Here is a 20,667-nt window from a genome sequence, read left to right as displayed (position 1 = left end):
CGCGGGGACGGGTCGCGATCCGGCTGTCCGACCGGTCCCCGCGCGGGCGGGGTCGGGGGCCGTTCGTACTCGGGGCCGAATCGTTCCCGCAATCGGCGGCGGCGGTCGACGAACCACAGCGCCGCGACGACGAGGACCACCACGACGGCGATCGGCACGATGATCGCGACGAGTTCTCCTGTCGACATCGGGCCCTCCTTGCTTCTTCTTCGGTTCTTCTCCGGGGTGGCGCGCGGCGCTGTCCACGGGGGGGCCACCGAGGTGGTCGTCGTCTCCTCCGATCCGCGGGGTCAGCCGGGTTCGGCCCGGGAGACGTAGTCCCGCAGCCGTTCCACCAGCGGGCGCTCGGGGGGCGGGAGGCGGTCGGCGGGACGTTCGGTCGGGGGCTGGTGGCGGGGCCGGCCGGAGGAGCGTTCCTTGGCCTCGCGCGCGCGGGCGGCGAGCTCCCGCAGTTCGGCCTCGGTGGTGACGGCCCGTACGGCCGGGAAGAGCCGGGCGTCCTCGTCGCCGGCGTGCCGGGTGACCTCCTCGGTCAGTCGGGCCACCAGGCGGTCGAAGTGGGGCGAGTCGACCCCGGTCGGCCGGAGTTCCTGCAGCAGGGCCTCCACCGCGCGGTGGTCGGCGAGTTCGCGTTCCGCCACGGCCGGTCCGTCGGCCATCCGGTCGCGGACCAGCGGGTAGAGGTGGAGTTCCTCGGCGCGGGTGTGGCGCACCAGTTGGTCGGTCACCTGGTCGGCCAGCTCCTTGCGGCGCGGGTCGCCGTGGGGCAGGCCGCTGAGTTCGCTGAAGTGGACCAGTACGGCCCGGTGGTCGGCGGTGAGCTGCTCCAACAGGTCCTCGTCGTGGTGCACGGCTCAGCCCTCCAGGGCGTCGGCGATGCGGTGCAGCACCCCGCCGCCGCTCGGGTGGCGCGGGGCGGTCTCGCCCACGGCCTGCATCCGCTCGCCGAGTTCCCGCAGTTCCTTGCGGCCGAGCGTGGCCCGTACCTTCGGGAACCAGTCCGCCTCCTCCTGCTCGATGTGCCGTTCGACGGCGTCGATCAGGACGGTGGTCTTGGCGTCGTAGCCTCGTCGCCGGGGGACATCCGGCTCAGCTCCTCGCAGAGGAGGTCGGCGACGTGGTGCTCCTCCTTGGCCCGGTCCATCTCCTCGGCGAGCCCTTCCACCTCCCGGCGGATCCTGGGGTAGACGAGTTCGTCCTCCAGGTAGGTGTGGACGGTCAGCGACTCGATGATCCGTCCGACCGTCCCGGCCCGGGCCTGGTCGTCGCCGTCCTGGGCGCGCGCCCGGTACTCGCGGAACAGGCCGCGGACCTCCTTGTGGTCCTCCCGCAGCAGGACGATGGCATCGTTCGACATCGCTCGGTCCTCCTCTTCAACTCCCCCGCAGGCCCGGCGTGTCCCCGGCCGGGGCCGGGCCAAACGCGGGCCGCGGAGAGGACCAACCCGGAGCGGGCCGCCGACCACCGTGGAACCCGGCTCCCGCCATGACGGTCGTCACGGCAGGTCGATGATCATTTGGGCTGGCGTCGGTGTCCGGTCGATTGCGATGATGAGCGACCTGGCGGGGTGAGGTGCCCCACGGGTGTTCGAAGGGGGGGCGCTGATGTCGCCGCACGAGATCGGGTTGTACGCGAGTGCCGCGGTGGTGGTCGGGGTGGGGTTGCGGACGCTGCTGCTGGTCGGGACCGCGGACGGTGCCGGAGCCGGCGGTTCGGCGGGCGGCGGTTCGGCGGGCGGCGGCACCGGACCGGCTGAGGTGCTGGCGGTTGTCCGGGCCGCCCTGGCGCGGCGGCCGTGGGTGACCGCCGTGCTGTTCGCCGTCATGGCGGTGATGGCCGTGGTCCAGTACGCGGTACCCGGCGTCGTCGAGGGTCTGATGCGCCGGCCGGACGCGCTGTCGGACGGGCAGTGGTGGCGTGCCGGGACGGCCCTGCTGGTGCAGTCCTCCGGGATCGGGCAGATCGCGTTCAACCTGGCGGCCCTGCTGGTGATCGGCGCCGTCGCGGAGTCGGTTCTCGGCTGGTGGCGGACCTTGTCCGTCTTCCTGGTCAGCGGTGTGCTGTCCCACGTGGTCAGCCTGGCCGGCTGGTCACCGCGCGGCGGTGGCGACTCCGTGGCCGTGTGCGGCCTGCTGGGGGCTCTCGCCGTCACCTGTCTGCTCCGCAGGAGCGACCTGGGGCTGCCGTTCAAGGGCGTCTGGATCGTGCTGCTCATCCCTGCGGTCGGGGTGTTCCTCTGTCTGCTGCACAACAACCACGGCGCCGGTCTGGTGGCGGGCTGCCTGCTCGGCGTGGTCCTCGCGCCCGGCACGAGGATTCCGCTGCCGCGGCCGGTCGCGGCGTAGCCCGGGCCGATTCCCGCCGGGCCGGTGTGGAACCGCGGATCCGGGGCAGACGCGGTCCCGAGGCCGTAAGCGTCGGCCCGTTACCGGAAACCGAGTGGAGGAGTGCACCCCATGGGTACCGAGGACAAGCTGCGCAACATGGCGGAGAAGGCCAAGGGCAAGGCCAAGGAGGCCGCAGGGAAGGTCACGGGCGACCGGGTGGTCGAGGCCGAGGGCCGGGGCACACAGATGAAGAGCGACCTCAAGCAGGCCGGGGAGAAGGTCAAGGACGTGGGGAAGGACTGACGCCCGTACCCGTCGGCGAGCCCGTCCGGGCGCCAGGGGTGCCAGGAGGTCGCCAGGCGTGCCAGGAGGTGAGGACGATGAGCACCACGGGGGAACCCGTGCCGGCGGACCCGCCTGAGCCGGTCGAGACGCCGGAGTCCCGGATGACCGGCGAGGGCGGTCCGCCACCGGAGCACGAGCAGGACAAGGGGCCGCAGGACGGCCCCGAGTTCGAGGTGACGGAACCGGCCCACGAACCGGAGTCCGGTCGCCGCTGACGCGGCGAACAGCGGTCCCGGGCGTGTCTGACGATTCCCGCCGGGCGCGCGAATTGTCAGACACGCCCCAGGAGCCGCTCGCCGTCCTGGGCGCGCAGGACCTCACAGAGCGCGCGCAGGGCGGCTTCCGCCTGGTCGATCTGCGGGTCGGTGATCCGGACGGACGGCTCGATCCGCAGGGTGGTCGCCGCGCTGGCGGTCGGGAAGACCCGTAGCGCGTGGGCGTTGAGGAGGTGGCCGGCGGCGGCGTAGCCGAGCACCCCGGCCCGGGAGAGTTCACTCAGCACCGGTGACGGGGAGTCGCTCTGGTCGCGCAGTTCCAGGCCGAGCATCAGTCCGCGGCCGCGCACGTCCACCACGACGTCCTTGAAGTCGTCGCGCACACCGGACAGTCGCTCCAGGATGCGTTCTCCCCGTTCGGCGGCCCGCCGGTACAGGGCGCCGCCGTCCGCCTCCAGCAGGTCGAGGGTGCGGGCGGCGATCAGGGTGGAGAAGGCGTCCTTGGCGAAGGTGGAGCTGTGCAGCAGCTCGAACTCGGGCCGGTGGCGCCGCTGGTGGACCAGCGTCACCGCGGCCTTGGCGAGGCCGCCGCCGAGGCTCTTGGCGAGCACGTAGTAGTCGCCGCGCAGCCCGATGGCCGAGCTCGCCAGGAAAGTGCCGGTACGGCCCATGCCGCTCTGCACCTCGTCCACCACGATCGGGCAGTCCGCCTCGGCGCAGATCCGCTGCACCTCGCGCGCGTACCCGGCGGTGAGCGGCCGGACCCCGCCCTCGCCCTGGATCGGCTCCAGCAACAGCGCGCACAGCCTGGGCAGTTGGTACTCGACGACGTCCACGGCGCCATCGGAGACGGCGAGGCCGAGCAGTGCCCGGCGCTCCTCGGCGACCGCCGTGGCCAGCGTCTCCGGGTCCTCGGCGGGGACGAAGCGACAGGGGGCGGCCAGGGCACGGAACGGCTCCCGGACGGCCGGGTTGTGGGTCAGCTGGACGCTGCCGACCAGCTTGCCGTGGAAGCCCCCGGCCAGCGCGAGCAGCACCGGCGGCTCCTCGCCGCGGGCCAGGTTGACGGCGCTGACGGCGGCGGCCAGCGCCTCGAAGTCCCCGCCGCCGGCCAGCCGTTGGGCGGCCGCACTGAGGGGCGCGCCGTCGCGGACGGCCCGGCGGGCCCGCTCGATGCCCTCGCCGATCCGTTCGAACAGCGCGGCCGCCTTCAGGCCGCGGTCCAGTTCGGCGTGCTTGACCGCGGCCTCCACCGCCTCGGCCCCGCTGTTGGCGAAGACAGCCAGGTAGCGGCCCGGGTCACCGGTCTCCCGGCGGAGGATGTCATTGAGCCGGCGGGCGACGGTCTCGGCGTACGGGTGCAGCGAGAACTGCGCGTGCACCGGCACCTGAGCGGCCAGCAACTCCTGTGCGAGAGCCGCCACTTCGGGGTGGTTGTGGCCGAGGATCGTCGCGCCGAAGCCGCCGACGAGGTCGAGCACGGGGATCTCGCCGCCGTCGTCGCCGCGCCGGTAGAGGGTGTCGCCCTCGGCGCGAACGTACTCGACGGCCAGGCCCAGGGTTTCCAGCTGGGCGCGGAGGAAGGGTTCGGCCAGACCGGTGGTGTTCATCGCGGTGCCTCTCTGGGGTGCCGGTCAGAGCCGGGTGTCGATGAAGCGGAGCAGTTCGTCGTCGTCGGCGTCGGCCAGTTCGTCGGCCGCGAGGGTGGCCGCCGCCGCGGCCCCCGGAGCGGCCCCCGGAGCGGCAGCGGCCGGGTCGAGCCGCTGGAGCAGGGTGCGCAGCCGGGCGGCGTGTTCCTCGCGGGCAGCCCCGTCCAGGGCGGCGAGGGCGTGCTCCAGGGTGTCCAGCGCGGCGGTGGCCGCCCGCTGCTCCTGGACGGAGCCCAGGAGGTGGCGCAGCCGCTCTGCGACGGCGGCCGGGTTCGGGTGGTCGTAGACCAGCGTCGCGGGGAGCTTGGCGCCGGTCAACCGGGCCAGCCGGTCGCGCAGTTCGAGCGCCATCAGGGAGTCGAAGCCGGCGTACTCGAAGGGCTCCTCGGCCGGGATCCGCTCGTCCGCCCCGAGCACCTCGGCGGCTTCGGCCCGGACCAGCTCCAGTAGGGCGCCCGGGTCGGTGGCGACCAGCCGTACCGGCTGCGGTTCGGCGCCGCCGGGCGCCGGGGCCGCCGGGTGCGGCGCGGCGAGGTCCCGCAGCAGCGCCGGAGCGGGTCGGCGGATCGCGGCGGCTTCCAGGGCCAGGGGCACCAGTACCGGACGGCCGTCGGCGATGCCCGCGTCGAACAGCCGCAGCGCCTCGGCGGGCTGGAGCGGCCGTACGCCGGTGCGGGCCAGCCGGGCGCGGTCCGCCCGGCCCAGGGCGGCCGTCATGCCGTCGGGGGCGTCCCAGGAGCCCCAGGCCAGCGATACGGCGGACCGGCCGGCGGCCCGGCGGCGGGCCGCGAGGGCGTCCAGGAAGGCGTTGGCCGCCGCGTAGCCGGACTGGCCGGCCGTCCCGACGATTCCGGCGGCGGAGGAGCAGAGCACCAGGGTGACGGGGAGGTCGCGGGTGGCCTGGTCCAGCCAGAGGGCGGCGTCCGCCTTCGGGCGCAGCACGGTGGCGAGCCGCTCGGGGGTCTGTGCGCCGACCACGGCGTCCTCCAGGACTCCGGCGGCGTGCACGACCACGGTCAGCGGTGCCTCGGCCGGGACGCCCGCGACCAGGGCGCGCACCTGCTCGCGGTCGGCGGCGTCGCATCGGACGGCCTCCGCGTGTGCGCCCAACTCGGCCAGTTCGGCGCACAGTTCGGCGGCGCCGGGTGCCTCGGGGCCGCGCCGGGAAGCGAGCAGGAGCCGACGGATGCCGTGCCCGGTCACCAGGTGGCGGGCGATCTGCCGGCCCAGCAGTCCGGTGCCGCCGGTGATCAGCGCGGTACCGGCGCCATCCAGCGCCGGACTGTCCGCCCCGGGTGCGGCCGCGACCAGACGGGGCACCCGGACGGCCGGGCCACGGAGGGCGAACTGCGGCTCGTCCGCCGCCAGCGCCTCGCCCAGGGCCGCGCCGACGGCTCGGGCGCACGCCTCGGGGCTCGCGTCGGCGGGCAGGTCGAGGTCGACGAGGAGGAGTCGGCCGGGGTGCTCGGTCTGCGCCGAGCGCACCAGTCCAGCCACCGCCGCCTGGGCCGGGTCCACCGGCTCACCTTGCTGGGTCGCCACGCCGTATCGGGTGGCCACGACCAGGCGGTGGTCCTCGTGGCGGGGCTCGGCCAGGAAGGCCTGGACGGCCGCCAGCACCCGGGCGGTCGCGCGCCGGGCGCGCTCGGCATCGTCGTCGGCGGCTGCGGCTGCGGCTGCGGCTGCGGCTGCGGCCTCGGGCACCGGCAGGAGCAGTAGCCGGCCCGAGGACTCCGGCGCCGCCGCCAGGTCCGCGACCGGCGTGACGGGGACGGGCTCCGCGCCCCGCACGGGCAGGTCCCGCCAGGCGACCCGGAACAGTGCGCCACCGCCGGCCGCCTGAGCCTGAACCTGCGCCTGGGCCTGGGCCTGGGCCTGGGCCTGCGGCGTCTCCGGCCAGTACCGCCGCCGCTGGAACGGGTAGGTCGGCAGGTCGACCCGGCGCGCGTCGGGCGGGAGCAGCGGCGTCCAGTCGACGGGCACGCCCCGGACGAACGCCTCCGCGAGCGAGCGGGCGAACCGGTCCCGCCCGCCGTCGCCGCGGCTGAGCGTCCCGCAGACCACGGCCGCCGGGCCCGCCCCGGTGTCGGCGAGGGTGGCCTCGATGGCCGTGCTCAGCACGGGGTGGGCGGAGATCTCGACGAAGGCCGTGCAGCCGTCGCCGGCGAGGGCCCGTACCGCCGGTTCGAAGCGCACCGGGTGGCGCAGGTTGCGGTACCAGTAATCCGGGCCGACCGGGCCGGTGTTCCACCCGCCGTCGACCGTCGAGTACCAGGGAACCGCCGGGGCCGAGGCCGGTACCCCGGCCAGGTGGCGGAGCAGCTCCGGTTCCAGCTCCGCCACCTGCGCGGTGTGGGAGGCGTAGTCGACCGGGATCATCCGGACGTCGATGCCGCGGCCCGCCAGTTCGCCGTGGAAGGCGCTGAGCGCCGCGCTCGCCCCGCCGACCACGGTGCGCTCCGGCCCGTTCACGGCGGCGATCTCGACTCCCCGGCCGCAGGCGCGGATCCAGTCCCGGACCCGGCGTTCGGGCAGCGGTACGGAGAGCATCCCGCCGCTGCCCGCGAGCCGCTCGCCGATGGCCCGGCTGCGCAGCGCGACCGTCCGGGCGGCGTCCGCCAGGGTCAGGGCGCCCGCCACGCAGGCGGCGGCGATCTCGCCCTGGGAGTGGCCGAGCACGGCCGCCGGGCGGACGCCGTAGGACTCCCAGAGGGCGGCCAGCGAGACCATCACGGCGAAGGACACCGGCTGGGCGACGTCCACCCGGTCCAGTGGCGGGGCGTCGGGCGCGCCGTGGACGACGCCGGCGAGCGACCAGTCGACGTACCGGGCGAGGGCCTGCTCGCAGGCCGCCATCCGCTCGGCGAAGACCGGCTCGGCCTGCCACAACTCCCGCCCCATCCCGGCCCATTGGGTGCCCTGGCCGGGGAAGACGAAGACCACGTCCTGGTCCGCCCGGTCGGCCGGTACGGCCCCGGTGACCAGCCCGGGTGCCTCCCCGCCCGCCGCCAGGGCCCGCAGCGCCGCGCGCACGGCCGCCGGGTCCGCGGCCACCACGACGGCCCGCCGTTCGAACAGGGATCGCCCGGCAGCCAGCGAGAGCGCCACGTCCTGCGGGCGGGCCCCACCGTCCAGCAGTTCGGCCAGCCGCCCGGCCTGGGCCGCCAGCGCCTCCGGCGTCCGCCCGGACAGCAGCAGCGGCACGAGCGGCGGCACCGACGGCACCGACGACGGCGCCGACTCGGCGTCAGGGGCGCCCGCCTGTTGCGGGGGGGCCTGTTCCAGCACCACGTGAGCGTTGGTCCCGCTGATCCCGAAGGAGGAGACCGCGGCCCGGCGCGGCCGCCCGCGCTCCGGCCAGCGGCTGGTCCCGGTCCGTAGTCGCACCGCGCCGCCGGACCAGTCGACCCGGCTGGTCGGCCGGTCGACGTGCAGGGTGCGCGGCAGCACCCCGTGCTGCAGCGCCAGCACCGTGGCGGCCACGCCGACGGCGCCGGCCGCCGCCTGGGTGTGGCCCAGGTTGGACTTCACCGAGCCGACCAGCAGCGGCTCGGTGCGCTCCGGCCCGTAGGCGGCGATGAGCGCCTGGGCCTCGATCGGGTCGCCCAGCACGGTGCCGGTGCCGTGCGCCTCGACCGCGTCGACCTCGTCCGGGCCGAGTCCGGCGTCGGCCAGGGCCCGGCGGATCACCCGCTGCTGGGCGGGGCCGTTGGGCGCGGTGAGGCCGTTGGAGGCGCCGTCCTGGTTGACGGCGGAGCCGCGCACCACCGCGAGCGGGCGGCGGCCGGCCCGACGGGCGGCGGAGAGCCGTTCCAGGACGAGGACGGCCGCGCCCTCGGCCCAGCCGGTGCCGTCCGCGGCTTCGGCGAAGGGCTTGCACCGGCCGTCGGGGGCGATGGCGCGCTGGCGGGAGAACTCGACGAAGGCGTCCGGCGTCGCCATCACGGTCGCGCCGCCGACCAGTGCCGTGGTGCACTCGCCGGCCCGCAGCGAGCGCACCGCCAGGTGCAGGGCCACCAGCGAGGAGGAGCAGGCGGTGTCCACCGCGACGGCCGGACCGTGGGTGCCCAGGACGTACGCGACCCGGCCGGCCGCGATGCTGGTGGCGCCGCCGGTGACCCGGTAGCCGTCGGCCGCGCGGGAGACCGGGACGCGCTCGGTGTAGCCGTTGGCGAACACCCCGGTGAACACCCCGACGTCCTGGCCGCGCAGGGCGGTCGGGGCGATGCCCGCGTGCTCCAGCGCCTCCCAGCTGGTCTCCAGCAGCAGGCGCTGCTGGGGGTCCATCGCGGCGGCCTCGCGCGGGGAGATGCCGAAGAAGTCGGCGTCGAAGAGCGCGGCGTCGGCGAGGAAGCCGCCGTGCCGGGTGTCGGAGCGGCCGGGGGCCTCGGGGTCCGGGTCGCCGAGCGTGGCGAGGTCCCAGCCGCGGTCCTCGGGGAAGCGGGTGACGGCGTCCCGTTCCTCGCTGAGCAGTTGCCACAGCGCCTCGGGGGTGGTGATCCCGCCCGGCAGCCGGACGGCCATGCCGGTGATCACGACCGGGTCGTCCCCGGTGGCTGCGGAGGGCGTCGGGTCCTCCTCCGCCGGGGCGGCTTCGCCGAGGCGGGTGCGCAGCAGCTCGACCACGGCGGCCGGGGTCGGGTGGTCGAAGGCCAGCGTCACGGGCAGCGTCAGGCCGGTGGCGGCGGCCAGCTGGTCGCGCAGCAGGACGGCCTTGAGCGAGTCCATGCCGAGTTCGGCGAAGCTCGTGGTGGCGCCGTGGCGGCGGCCGGGCGGGAAGCCGAGCGCCGTCTCGGTGGCGGCGGCGACCAGGGCGGGCAGGCCGTCCCGGCCGGTCGGGCGAGGGTCGGTCGGGCGAGGGCCGGTCGGGCGCGCCGCCGCCGACCCGTCCTCGACGGTGGGCAGCAGGGCCCGCAGGGCCGCCTGGTCGGCCTTCCCGGCACCGTTGCGCGGGATCTCCCCGACCAGGTGCAGCCGGACCGGGAGCTTGTGCGGCGCCAGCCGGTCGGCGGCGAACTCCCGCACCGCGTCCAGGGTCGGGGCGTCGCCGGGCTCGGCCACGGCCACCGCCACCACGGTCTCGCCCCACTCCCGGTGCGGCGCCCCGAGGACGGCGACCTCCCGCAGGCCGGGGCAGCCGGCCAGGGCGCGTTCGACCTCGGCAGGGTAGACCTTCTCGCCGTTCTGGATGATGACGTTCTTCAGCCGGTCGACCAGGTACAGGCAGCCGTCGGCGTCCAGCCGCCCGAGGTCGCCGCTGCGGAACCAGCCCTCGGCGTCCCGCAGGGTTTCCTCGCCGCGCCAGTAGCCGGGCGAGACGTGCTTGCCGCGCACCCACACCTCGCCCGGCCGGTCCGGCCCCGCGACGTCCGCGCCGGTCTCCGGGTCGACGATCCGCAGCTGGGTGAAGGGCATCGCCCGGCCCGCCGAGCCGGCCTTGGCGACGGTGAGTTCGGCGGGCAGGTAGCTGGCGAAGCAGGCGGTCTCGGTCAGCCCCCAGGCCTGCTGGAGCATCACCCCGCGCGCGGCGTAGTCGAGGACCAGCCCCGGCGGCACCGGCGCGCCGGCCACCACGGCGCCGCGCAGCGCGGAGAGGTCGGCGGCGGCGAAGCCGGGCTGGCGGGCGAGCAGGGCGTACATCGAGGGGACGGCGAAGAAGGTGTCGACCTTCAGTTCGACCAGGTCGCGCAGGGTGCGCTCGGGGTCGAAGCGCCGGCGCAGCACCGTGGTGCCGCCGTGGCCGAGGTTGCGCAGGGTGAAGCAGTTGAGCCCGCCGATGTGCGACAGCGGGGTGACCACCAGGTTGACGTCGTCCTCGCGGGTGGCCATGGCCGCGTCGATGTTGGCGGCGTTCCACCAGATGTTGCCGTGGGTGAGCCGCACCCCCTTGGGGCGGCCGGTGGTGCCGGAGGTGTACAGCAGGACGGCGAGGTCCTCCGCGTCCAGCGGCGCGGGTTGGCGCGGCGGCTGGGCGGCGGCCAGGGCGGGGCCGAGCGGCGTCCAGGGCGGGCCGGGCGGTTCGATGACCGGGGCGGCCGGGTCGTCGTCCACCAGCAGCAGCCGCGCGCCGGACTCCCGGTCGACCAGCGGCGCGTGGCCCGGCTCGGCCACCACCGTGTGGGCATCGCAGTCCCGCAGCAGTTCGGCCACCTCGGCCGCGCCGAGCCGGTGGTTGACCGGGACGAACACCGCGCCCAGCCAGCTGCAGGCGAGGTAGGCGACCAGCAGCGTCGGGCTGTTCAGCCCCAGGTAGGCGACCTGGCGGCGGGCCGTCACCCCGCCCTCGGCGAGCACCTCGGCGAGCCGCCCGGCCCGGTCCAGCAGCTCGGGGTAGCCGATGGCGGCTTCCTCGTAGTGCAGGGCCGGGCCCGCTCCGGGCCGGCGGGCCGCGCGGCGCAGTGCGTCGATCGGGGTGATCTCCAGATGCATGGTCGTCCTCCTGGTCGGGCGGGGCGCGGTCAGGCGGTGGGTGCGGGCGGGCCGGTGGGTGCGGCGCCGGCCGGCGGCGGCGGGAGCCAGCCGGTCCGGACGAAGAAGTCCACGTAGCGCCGGAACAGCGGCAGGTCGATCGGCGGGCAGGCGATGCCGGTTCCGGCCAGGGCCCGTTCGGCGGCGGAGACGTCCATCAGCGGATGGACGGCCTCGTGGCCGGCGATCCGCTCGAACGGGTCGAGCAGCGGGGTGAGCGCGTTGCCCGGGTCGGCGCGCACCGCGCGCTGCCAGGCCGAGAGCTCCACCTCGGGCAGCGAGTAGCCCAACTCCCTGAGGTATCCGGTCATTTCGCCGTACCCTTCGGTGCTGGTGTTCTGCAGGTGGAAGGTCCGGCCGGCGTTCCCGCGCTGCCCGGCGAGGGTGGTGATGGCCGCGCTGATGTAGTCGACGGGGGCCAGGTGGACGGCGCCCGCGGCCGCCAGCCCGGCCGGGACGGCCCCGGCCTGGACCAGGCCCTTGAGGCTCAACCAGAAGAAGTCCCTGGTCTGGCAGGCACCGTGGACCTGGTCGCCGCAGATCACGTCGGCCCGGTAGACCGTCACCGGCAGTCCGCGCTCCCTGGCGATCGCCACCACCTGCTCGGCCACCCACTTGCTCTGGGCGTAGCCGTTGGCCAGCGCCTGCGGCGGGCCGGTGGGGGCCGAGACGGCGCGCGGGCCGGGCGCCGGGGCCAGGGGCGTGAAGACGGCGGTGGAGGAGACGTGGTGCACCGGCACGGTGCGGTGCCGGGCGGCCAGCCGGAGCACCTCCCGGGTGCCGTCCACGTTGGCGGCCCGCAGTTCGGCGTACGGGCGCAGCCAGTTGACGGCGGCCCCGGCGTGGTGGACCACGTCGACGGTCCGGGCCAGCCGGTCGAACTCCAGCTCGGTCAGGCCGAGTCGGGGCTGCGCGAGGTCGCCGACCACGATCGCGAGCCGGTCCTGGTCGATCTCCTCCCACACCCGGTACCAGCCCAGCCGCTCGCGCAGCCGCTCGGTGGCCGCGGCGTGGTCGGCGGCGCGCACCAGGCAGTGCACGGTCGCCTTGGTGGAGCGCATCAGGTCGCGCAGCAGGAAGGCGCCGAGGAAGCCGGTCGCACCGGTCAGCAGCACCTCCCGGGGCTCGGCGGCCTCCTCGACCACCTCGGCGGCCGGGCGGACGTCCTCGTCCAGACGGACGTCAGCCGCGAAGCCCCCGGCACCGGCGGCCGTCTCGGCCCCGGCGGGTGTCTCCGGCAGGGCGAGCTCCGACACCAGGTGGTCCGCCAGCGCGGCCGGGGTCGGGTGCGCGAACACCGCCCCGGGCGCCAGCCGCAGGCCGGTCAACGCGTCCAGCCGGTTGCGCAGTTGGACGGCAGCGAGGGAGTCGAAGCCCAGCGCGGGGAAGGCGTCCTCGGCGCCGACGGCCGCGGCGTCGGGGTGGCCGAGCACCCGGCCGGCTTCCCTGCGGACCAGGTCGACGGCCTCGGCCCGGCGCCGCTCCGGCGACAGCCCGGCGATCGTCCGGGCCAGGGACTCCACCGCCGCCTCGTCCGTCCCGGCGCGGGGCCGCGGCGGCAGCGGGGCGAGGCCGGTGAACACGGTCGGGAGGTCGGCGGGCCGGCGCCGCAGCACGGCGAGGTCCAGCGGGGCGGCCAGCACGGCGGCCCGCCGGCCGTCCAGCGCCGCGTCCAGCAGCGCCGGGCCGTCGGCCGCGGTGACCGGGCGCAGCCCGCTGCGGGCGATCCGCCGCAGGTCCGCCTCACCCAGGTGTCCGGCCATGCCGCCCCCGCCCTGCCAGAGGCCCCAGGCGATCGCGGTCGCGGGCAGGCCGAGTCCGGCCCGGTGTTCGGCGAGGGCGTCCAGGAAGGTGTTGGCGGCGGCGTAGTTGGCCTGGCCCGGCCCGCCGACGATCCCGGCGACCGAGGAGAACAGCACGAAGGCGGACGGCCGGTGCGGGAGCGTCAGCTCGTGCAGGTGCCAGGCGGCGTCCACCTTGGGGCGCAGCACCGCGGCCAGCCGCTCGGGGCTCAGCGCGCCGAGCAGGCCGTCGTCCAGCACCCCGGCCGCGTGCAGCACGGCCGTCAGCGGCCGGTCGGGCGGGACGGTCGCCAGCAGTGCGGCGAGCGCGGCCCGGTCGGCGACGTCGCAGGCCGCCACGGTGGCCCGGGCGCCGAGCGCGGCGAGTTCGGCCACCAGGGCGGGCGCCCCCGGGGCCGCGAGCCCGCGTCGGCCGGTGAGCAGCAGCCGTGTCACGCCGTGGCGGCGCACCAGGTGACGGGCGAACACCGCGCCGAGGGCGCCGGTGCCGCCGGTGATCAGGACGGTGCCGCCGGTTGGCACGGCCCCGGCCCTGGGCGAGGCCCCGGTTCCGGCACCGACACCGACACCGACACCGGTTCCGGTTCCGGTTCCGGTTCCGGTTCCGGTTTCGACACCGACACCGGTTCCGGACGAGGCCCCCGGCACGGCCCGGGCCAGGCGCGGGACCAGCAGCCGGCCGGCCCGGACCGCCGCCTGGGGTTCGCCGGAGGCGAGCAGTGCGGGAAGGGCGGCGGCAGAGGCCGGGTCGTCGTCGAGGTCGACCAGGACGATCCGGTCGGGCGCCTCGGACTGGGCCGAGCGCAGCAGGCCCCATACGGTGGCGGCGGCCGGGTCGGTGACCCCGGCCACGGCGCCGCTGGTCGCGACGACCAGCGGTACGGTGGCGGTGCGTTCGTCCGCCAGCCATGACTGGGCCAACTGGAGTGCTTTCAGGGCCAGTTGATGAGCCTGGGTCGGGACGCCGCCGCCGGGCGCGGGCACCAGCGGGGCGAGCACGGCGTCGTACTCGCCGATCGTGTCCATTGCCTCCGCGAGGTGCGCGACCCTGCGGGCCGAGGGCGGCACGAACGCGGTGCCGTCGGTGAGCACCGCCCAGGTCACCGGTGGCACGGACGGCGGCGGGGTCACCGGGGTCCAGTCCAGCTGGAACAGCCCGTCCCGGGCGCGGGACCGTTCCTCCGCAGACACCTGGTCCTGCTCGGTCGGCGGCCGCAGGACGACGGTGGCCACCGAGGCGACCGGACGGCCGCCGGGGTCGGTCAGCCACAGCGCCGTGCCGTCCGGCCCGGGGGTGATCCGGGCCCGTACCCGGGTGGCGCCGGTGGCGTACAGCCGGACCCCGCGCCACTCGGCGGCGCGCCCGGGACCGGCGCAGCGCAGCACCGTGTCCAGCAGCTCCGGGGGCAGGCCCCAGTCCTCCGCCGGATCCTCGGTCAAAGCCACCTCGGCGAACGACTCCCCGTCCGAACGCCAGAGCGCCGTCACTCCGTCGATCTCCGTGGGCACCGCTTCCGCGCCCGGCGGCGGCCACGCCTCACCGTCGGGGGCCGGCTCGGCGGAACCCCGGCTGAGCGCGCCCGTGGCGGTCGACGTCCAAGCCCCGCTCTCCCCCGCCCGGGTGTGGACCGCGAAGGCGCGCCGCCCGTCGCCGTCCGCCGGGGCCAGCACCAACTGCGCCTCCACCGCACCGTGTCGGTCATGGACGATCAGTTCGTCGAGCACGCCGTGCCCGGCCTCCTCCCCCGCCCGCAGGGCCAGTTCCACCAGTTCGGCCGACGAGCCGCCGGGGAGGCGTCCGCCGAACACCAGCTCGCCGCGCCCGGCCAGCTCCGTCACACCGGTCAGCAGCGGGTGTCCGAGCGCCCGCCCACCGGGACCGGCGTCCTGGCGCGTGGCCCGGGAGGGCGTCAGCCAGTACCGCTGCCGTTCGAACGGGTACGTCGGCAGCTCGGCCGCCGCCCGCCGGGCCGGGCCGAGCACGGCCCGCCAGTCGACCGGCACCCCGGCCGCCCAGAGCGCGCCCAACGCCCCGATCAGGCCGGGTGCCTCGGCCGAGCCCGCCCGTACGCTCGGCACCGCCGTAACCGGCCGCCCGCCGCCGTCCAGGCAGGCCTCGATCAGCGGCGACAGCACCGCGTCCGGGCCCACCTCCAGGGCCGCCCCGACCCCCTGGGCCGACAGGGTACGGACGGCGTCCAGGAAGCGGACCGGGCGGCGCAGTTGGGCGGTCCAGTGGTCGGGAGAGCACAGCTCCCCGGCGGTGGCGAGGCGCCCGGTCACCGTGGACACCAGTGGCAGCGTCGGGGCGGCCAGCCGGACGCCCGCCACCGCCCGCCGGAACTCCGGAAGCATCGGGTCCAGCCCGGCCGAGTGCACCGCCCGGCTGATCGTCAGCCGACGGGCCCGGCGGCCGCGGCGCTCGACCTCGACGGCGACCTCACCCACCGCCGCGGCGTCGCCGGACACCACCACCGAGGCCGGGCCGTTCACCGCCGCGAGCGACACCCGCCCGCCGTGCCGCGCCAGCAGCTCGACCGCCTCCGCCTCGGAGGCCTCCAGCGCCACCACCGCCGCGTCGGCGGGCAGTGCCTCGACCAGCCGGCCGCGGACGGCGAGCAGGGTCGCGGCGTCCGGCAGCGCCAGCACCCCGGCGACGTGGGCGGCGGCCAGTTCGCCGACCGAGTGCCCGGCCACCACGTCGGGCCGCACTCCGACGGACTCCAGCAGCCGGAACAGCGCGACCTCGAAGGCGAACACCGCCGCCTGCGCGTACCCGAACCGCTCCAGCGCTCCCCCGCCGGCCAGCACCTCGCCGAGCGGCGCCGGCAGGTGCGGGTCCAGCGCGGCGCAGACCTCGTCGAAGGCCGCCGCGAACGCCGGGTACGCCCGGTGGAGGCCGCGGCCCTGCTCCGGGCGCTGCGAACCGTGCCCGGGGAACACGAAGGCGAGCCGCCCCGGCCGTACCGGCTCCGCGCCCGGCTTCCCGTCCGCCTCCTCGGCGAGCGCGCGCAGCGCGCGCAGGAGGGCGTCCCGGTCGGCGCCGACCAGGGCGGCCCGGTGCTTGAGCGCGGCGCGACCGGTGGCGAGGGTCTCGGCCACGTCCCGGGGCGAGGCCTCGGGGCTCCGTGCCAGGTGGTCCAGCAGCCGGGCGGCCTGGGCGCGCAGGCCGCTCGCCGTCGCGGCGGACAGCAGCCACGGTACGGCGGGAAGCGGGGCCGCCTCGGGCGCCGGTTCGGTCTCGGGTGCCGGTTCGGTCTCGGGTGCCGGTTCGGTCTCGGGCGCCCGCTCGGCTTCGGGTGCCCGCTCGGCTTCGGGCGCCTGTTCCAGCAGCACATGGGCGTTGGTCCCGCTCACACCGAATCCCGAGACCCCGGCACGGCGCGGCCGGTCCGCCGATGGCCAGGGCCGCCGCTCGGTGAGCAGCTCGACCCCGCCCGCCGCCCAGTCGACCAGCGGCGTCGGCCCGTCCACGTGGAGCGTCGGGGGCAGCACGCCGTGCCGCAGGGCCTGCACCGTCTTGATCACCCCGCCGATCCCGGCGGCGGCCGTCGCGTGCCCGAGGTTGGACTTGACCGAGCCCAGCAGCAGCGGCCGTCCGGCCGGGCGGTCCGCGCCGTAGACGGCCTGCAGGGCCTGCGCCTCGATCGGGTCGCCGAGCCTGGTGCCGGTGCCGTGGCCCTCGACGGCGTCGACCTCGCCGGGGGTGAGTCCGGCGTCGGCCAGGGCGCTGCGGATCACCCGCTGCTGCGCGGTGCCGCTCGGCGCGGTCAGCCCGTTGGAGGCGCCGTCCTGGTTGACGGCCGTGCCGCGCACCACCGCGAGCACCCGGTGGCCGTGGCGGCGGGCGTCGGCGAGCCGCTCCAGCAGGACGAGCCCGGCGCCCTCGGCCCAGCCGGTGCCGTCCGCCGCCGCCGCGAAGGACTTGCAGCGGCCGTCCGGGGCCAGGCCGCGCTGCCGGGCGAAGTCCACGAAGCCGAGCGGCGAGGCCAGGACCGTCACCCCGCCTGCCAGGGCGAGCGTCGATTCGCCACTGCGCAGCGAGCGCACGGCGAGGTGCAGGGCCACCAGCGAGGAGGAGCAGGCGGTGTCCACGGTGACGGCCGGGCCGTGGAAGCCGAAGGTGTACGCGATCCGGCCGGAGACGACGCTGCCCAGGCGCCCGGTCAGGAGGTAGCCCTCGTACTCGGCCGGGGTGTCCGGGCCGAGGTAGGACTGCTCGGTGGCGCCGGCGAACACCCCGACGTCGGTGCCGCGCAGGGTGGTCGGGTCGATGCCCGCGTGCTCGAACACCTCCCAGGCGGTCTCCAGCAGGAGCCGCTGCTGCGGGTCCATGGCGGTGGCCTCGCGCGGGGAGATGCCGAAGAACCCGGCGTCGAAGCGGGTGGCGGTGTCCACGAAGCCGGCCTCCCGGGCGTAGGACGTGCCGGGCACCTCCGGGTCGGGGTCGTAGAGGGCGTCGAGGTCCCAGCCGCGATCGGTGGGGAACGGTGTGACGGCGTCCCGGCCGTCCAGCACCAGCCGCCACAGGTCGTCGGGCGAGGCGACGCCGCCGGGGAGGCGGCAGGCCATGCCGACGATCGCGATCGGCTCACCCGCGGGCGGGGGCGACGGCAACTGCGGCTGAGCGGACTCCAGTTCGGCGATCCTGCGTCGTGCGTCGCGCAGGTCGGCGGTGACCCAGCGCAGGTAGTCGACGAGCTTCTCCTCGTCCGACATGGTGGCTTCCTCTCTCGGCGGGCGTGCTGTCAGCTCCGGATCGACCGGCGCCGTCAGGTCCGGGCCCGGCCGAGCTCGTTGTCGATGAGGTCGAACAGCTCGTCCTTGGTGGCGGTCTCCAGCCGCCCGAAGCGGTCGAGGAGGTGCCGCAGGCGTTCGGTGACGGCGAGTACTTCCGCGCCGCCGGCCGGCAGGCCCGCCAAGGCCTCCTCCAGCCGGTCGACTTCGGCGAGCGCGGTCAGCCGGTCGGTGCCGGACGGCCGGTCGGTGCCGGACGGCCGGTCGGTGCCGGACGGCCGGTCCGCTGCGGCCATCAGGTCGAGCAGCAGATCGGCCACGGCCTCCGGGGTGGGATGGTTGAACAGCACGGTGACCGGAAGCTCCAACCCGGCCAGCGCCGCCAGTCGGTTGCGCAGTTGGACGGCGGTGAGCGAGTCGAAGCCGAACTCCCGGAAGGGGCGGCCGACTTCGATCGTCATCGGGTCGGCGATCCGCAGGACGGCCGCCGCCTCGGCGCGCACCGCGTCCAGCAGGTGGGCGCGTCGCTCCCCGGCCGGTAGGTCGGCGACGTGCCGGGCGAGCGCCCCCGCGTCGCCCGCCGCCGACGCAGACGAAGCGGACGAACCGGAGGAGGCCGAAGAGGTCTCGGGGTCAGCGGTCGTGGTCGGCTCCAGCCAGTAGCGCTCGCGCTGGAACGGGTAGGTCGGCAGGTCGACGTGCCGGGTGCCGCTCCCCGCGAAGAAGGCGGACCAGCCGACGGCCGCCCCGGCCACGTACCGCCCGACCAACGCCCGGACGACGGCGTACGGCGCCTCCTCGCCGGGCGCGGCCTCGGCTCCCAGGACCAGTACGTCCTCCAGTCCCTCCGCGATCGGGCCCTCACCCGCCAGGGCGCGCTCGGCCCAGCCCTCCGCGTCCGCCCACCGCTCGACGGGCTCCTCACGACCGCTCGCGGCCGAGATCAGGGGCAACGTCGGCGCGGCGAAGGCCAGCGCCGCGACCTCGCGCCGGAACTCCGCGCGGGCCGCCGGCTCGTCGCCCTGCCGGAGCAGGCGCTCGCGGGCCGCGAGCAGGGCCACCGCGTCCGGCGCCGAGAGCACCCCGGCGAGGTGGGCGGCCACCACTTCGCCGCCGCCCCGGCCGACCAGTGCCGCCGGGCTCAACCCCCAAGCGACATACAGCCGGTGGAGCGCCATCTGCGCCGCGAACCCGCCCGCGGCGGCCTCCTCGCCGGCGTCCCCGACCGCCTCCTGGTACGCCTCCTGGTACGCCGTCGCGAACACCGGGAAGGCGGATCGGAGTTCGGCCACCGCGCCAGGACCGGGCCCGTCCCCGTCCGGGCACAGGAAGACCGTCCGCGCCTGCCGCTCCGCGCGCCGGGCCTCGCCCGCAGCAAGGTCTCCGGCCAACTCGCCCAGCGCTTCGACGAGTTCGGCAGCCGTCCGGCCGACCACCGCCGCCCGGTACGGCAGCGCCGCCCGGCCGACGCCCAACGTCCGGGCGACGTCCCGGTGATCCGGAGCCGGGCCCGGCCCGCCGACCAGCGACAGCAGATCGCGCGCCCGCTCCGCCAGAGCCCGGGCGGAGCGGGCCGAGAGCACCCACGGCACCACCGGCGGCGCGGCCCGCACTGCCGAGGGGTCGACCGGCTCCTCCGGCGGGGCCTCCTCCAGGATCACGTGCGCGTTCGTTCCCCCGAGCCCGAAGGAGGACACCGCCGCCCGGCGCGGACGGTCGACCGTCGGCCAGTCACGGGCCTCGGTGAGCAGGGCGAGCGCCCCCGACTCCCAGTCCACGTGCGGGGAGGGCTGTTCGGCGTGCAGCGTCGCGGGCAGTCGGCCGCGCCTCAGCGCCTCCACCGTCTTGATCACCCCGCCCACCCCGGCGGCGGCCTGGGCGTGCCCGAGGTTGGACTTCAGTGAGCCCAGCCAGACCGGCCGCTGCGCCGGGCGCTGCCCGTACGTGCGCAGCAGTGCCCGGGCCTCGATCGGGTCGCCGAGCGCCGTCCCGGTGCCGTGGGCCTCGACGGCGTCGATGTCCTCGGTGGTCAGGCGGGCGTCCGCGAGGGCGGCGCGGATCACCCGTTCCTGGGCGGGACCGTTGGGCGCGGTGAGGCCGTTGGAGGCGCCGTCCTGGTTGACGGCCGAGCCCCTGACGACGGCGAGCACCCGCCGACCGTCCCGGCGGGCGTCGGACAGCCGGGCGAGCATCAGCAGCCCGGCGCCCTCGCCCCAGCCGACGCCGTCGGCGCTCGCCGAGAAGGCCTTGCAGCGACCGTCCGGGGCGAGGGCCCGCTGGCGGGAGAAGCCGAGGAAGGCGGCGGCGGTGGCCATCACCGTGACGCCGCCGGCCAGGGCGAGGTCGCACTCGCCGCGGCGCAGCGCCGCGCAGGCGAGGTGGAGGGCGACGAGCGAGGAGGAGCAGGCGGTGTCGACGCTGACGGCGGGGCCCTCCAGGCCGAAGGCGTAGGCGAGTCGGCCGGAGAGGACTCCGGGGGCGCTGCCGCTGAACAGGTAGCCCTCGAAGTCTTCCCGGGGCAGATCGGGCCGGCTGCCGTAGTCGTTGTACATCACTCCGGCGAACACCCCGGTTCGGCTGCCACGGAGGGTTTCGGGCGCGATCCCGGCGTGTTCGCAGGCCTCCCAGGCGATTTCCAGCAGGATGCGCTGCTGGGGGTCGGTCCCGAGGGCCTCCCGCGGGGACATGCCGAAGAATTCGGCGTCGAATCGATCGGCGCCGTACAGGAATCCGCCTTGTTCGACGTAGCTCGTGCCGACGGTGTCGGGGTCGGGGTGGAACAGGGAATCGAGCGGCCAACCCCTGTTCGCCGGGAATCCGGAAACGGCGTCGACGCCCTCGGCGACCAGTTTCCAGAGCAGTTCGGGCGAGTCGGCGCCGCCGGGGTAGCGGCAGGCGGTGCCGATGATCGCGATCGGTTCGCACTGGCGCTCCTCCAGGGCCCGCAGCCGCTCCCGGGTGTCGACGGCGTCGGCGACCACGCGCTTGAGGTACTGGCGCAGGGTGTCATTGTCGGCCACGTGGGTCTCCGGTCCTGGGGCGGGCGGGCGGGGGCGGCGTGGGATCGGACGATCGCGCACGCACCCTAGCCGGGTAGCTGATCTCTATCAGATCTGACCCGCCG

8 protein-coding genes and 2 pseudogenes are annotated in these 20,667 nt (G+C 76.3%); 3 read left to right on the top strand and 7 right to left on the bottom strand.

Translation table 11 applies throughout. The annotated features are described in order from the left end of the window. The 3 genes and pseudogenes from ACFWIS_RS15360 to ACFWIS_RS15350 all read right to left on the bottom strand — a co-directional run. Nucleotides 1-188, bottom strand: a pseudogene (locus tag ACFWIS_RS15360) (hypothetical protein); the annotation flags it as partial. A gap of 102 nt (nucleotides 189-290) precedes the next feature. Continuing rightward, nucleotides 291-851, bottom strand: a complete 561-nt coding sequence (locus ACFWIS_RS15355) for a hemerythrin domain-containing protein (protein WP_380461520.1) — start codon at nucleotides 849-851, stop codon at nucleotides 291-293. 188 nt (nucleotides 852-1,039) lie between these two features. Further along, entirely contained in the window at nucleotides 1,040-1,357 is a 318-nt protein-coding gene (locus ACFWIS_RS15350) for a hemerythrin domain-containing protein (RefSeq protein ID WP_380461519.1), read from the bottom strand. A gap of 247 nt (nucleotides 1,358-1,604) precedes the next feature. On the opposite strand from ACFWIS_RS15350, the gene ACFWIS_RS15345 reads away from it, so the two are divergent. The 3 genes from ACFWIS_RS15345 (at nucleotide 1,605) to ACFWIS_RS15335 (ending at nucleotide 2,887) form a co-directional block, all read left to right on the top strand. Continuing rightward, nucleotides 1,605-2,345, top strand: coding sequence for a rhomboid family intramembrane serine protease (locus tag ACFWIS_RS15345; protein WP_380461518.1), 741 nt, complete (start codon nucleotides 1,605-1,607; stop codon nucleotides 2,343-2,345). 111 nt (nucleotides 2,346-2,456) lie between these two features. Next, nucleotides 2,457-2,630: a CsbD family protein gene (locus tag ACFWIS_RS15340; protein ID WP_380461517.1), complete on the top strand. Its 174-nt coding sequence runs from the start codon at nucleotides 2,457-2,459 to the stop codon at nucleotides 2,628-2,630. 77 nt (nucleotides 2,631-2,707) lie between these two features. Continuing rightward, nucleotides 2,708-2,887: a hypothetical protein gene (locus ACFWIS_RS15335; RefSeq protein ID WP_380461516.1), complete on the top strand. Its 180-nt coding sequence runs from the start codon at nucleotides 2,708-2,710 to the stop codon at nucleotides 2,885-2,887. Between the two features lie 56 nt (nucleotides 2,888-2,943). On the opposite strand, the gene ACFWIS_RS15330 is transcribed toward ACFWIS_RS15335, so the two are convergent. The 4 genes and pseudogenes from ACFWIS_RS15330 to ACFWIS_RS15315 all read right to left on the bottom strand — a co-directional run. Further along, entirely contained in the window at nucleotides 2,944-4,497 is a 1,554-nt protein-coding gene (locus tag ACFWIS_RS15330) for an aspartate aminotransferase family protein (protein WP_380461515.1), read from the bottom strand. Between the two features lie 24 nt (nucleotides 4,498-4,521). Then, nucleotides 4,522-10,965 carry an SDR family NAD(P)-dependent oxidoreductase gene (locus tag ACFWIS_RS15325; RefSeq protein WP_380461514.1) on the bottom strand — a complete coding sequence of 2,148 codons (6,444 nt, stop codon included), beginning with the start codon at nucleotides 10,963-10,965 and terminating at the stop codon, nucleotides 4,522-4,524. 29 nt (nucleotides 10,966-10,994) lie between these two features. Beyond that, on the bottom strand, nucleotides 10,995-17,525 hold the full coding sequence (locus ACFWIS_RS15320; protein WP_380461513.1) for a thioester reductase domain-containing protein: 6,531 nt from the start codon (nucleotides 17,523-17,525) through the stop codon (nucleotides 10,995-10,997). 53 nt (nucleotides 17,526-17,578) lie between these two features. Further along, nucleotides 17,579-20,560, bottom strand: a pseudogene (locus ACFWIS_RS15315) (type I polyketide synthase); the annotation flags it as partial. Nucleotides 20,561-20,667 lie beyond the last annotated feature (107 nt).

The sequence above is a fragment of the Kitasatospora sp. NPDC127060 genome (assembly GCF_042724935.1).
Taxonomy (GTDB): Bacteria; Actinomycetota; Actinomycetes; order Streptomycetales; family Streptomycetaceae; genus Kitasatospora.
The sequence above is the reverse complement of the archived record's forward strand: the minus strand, read 5'-3'. Positions and strand labels throughout refer to the sequence as shown.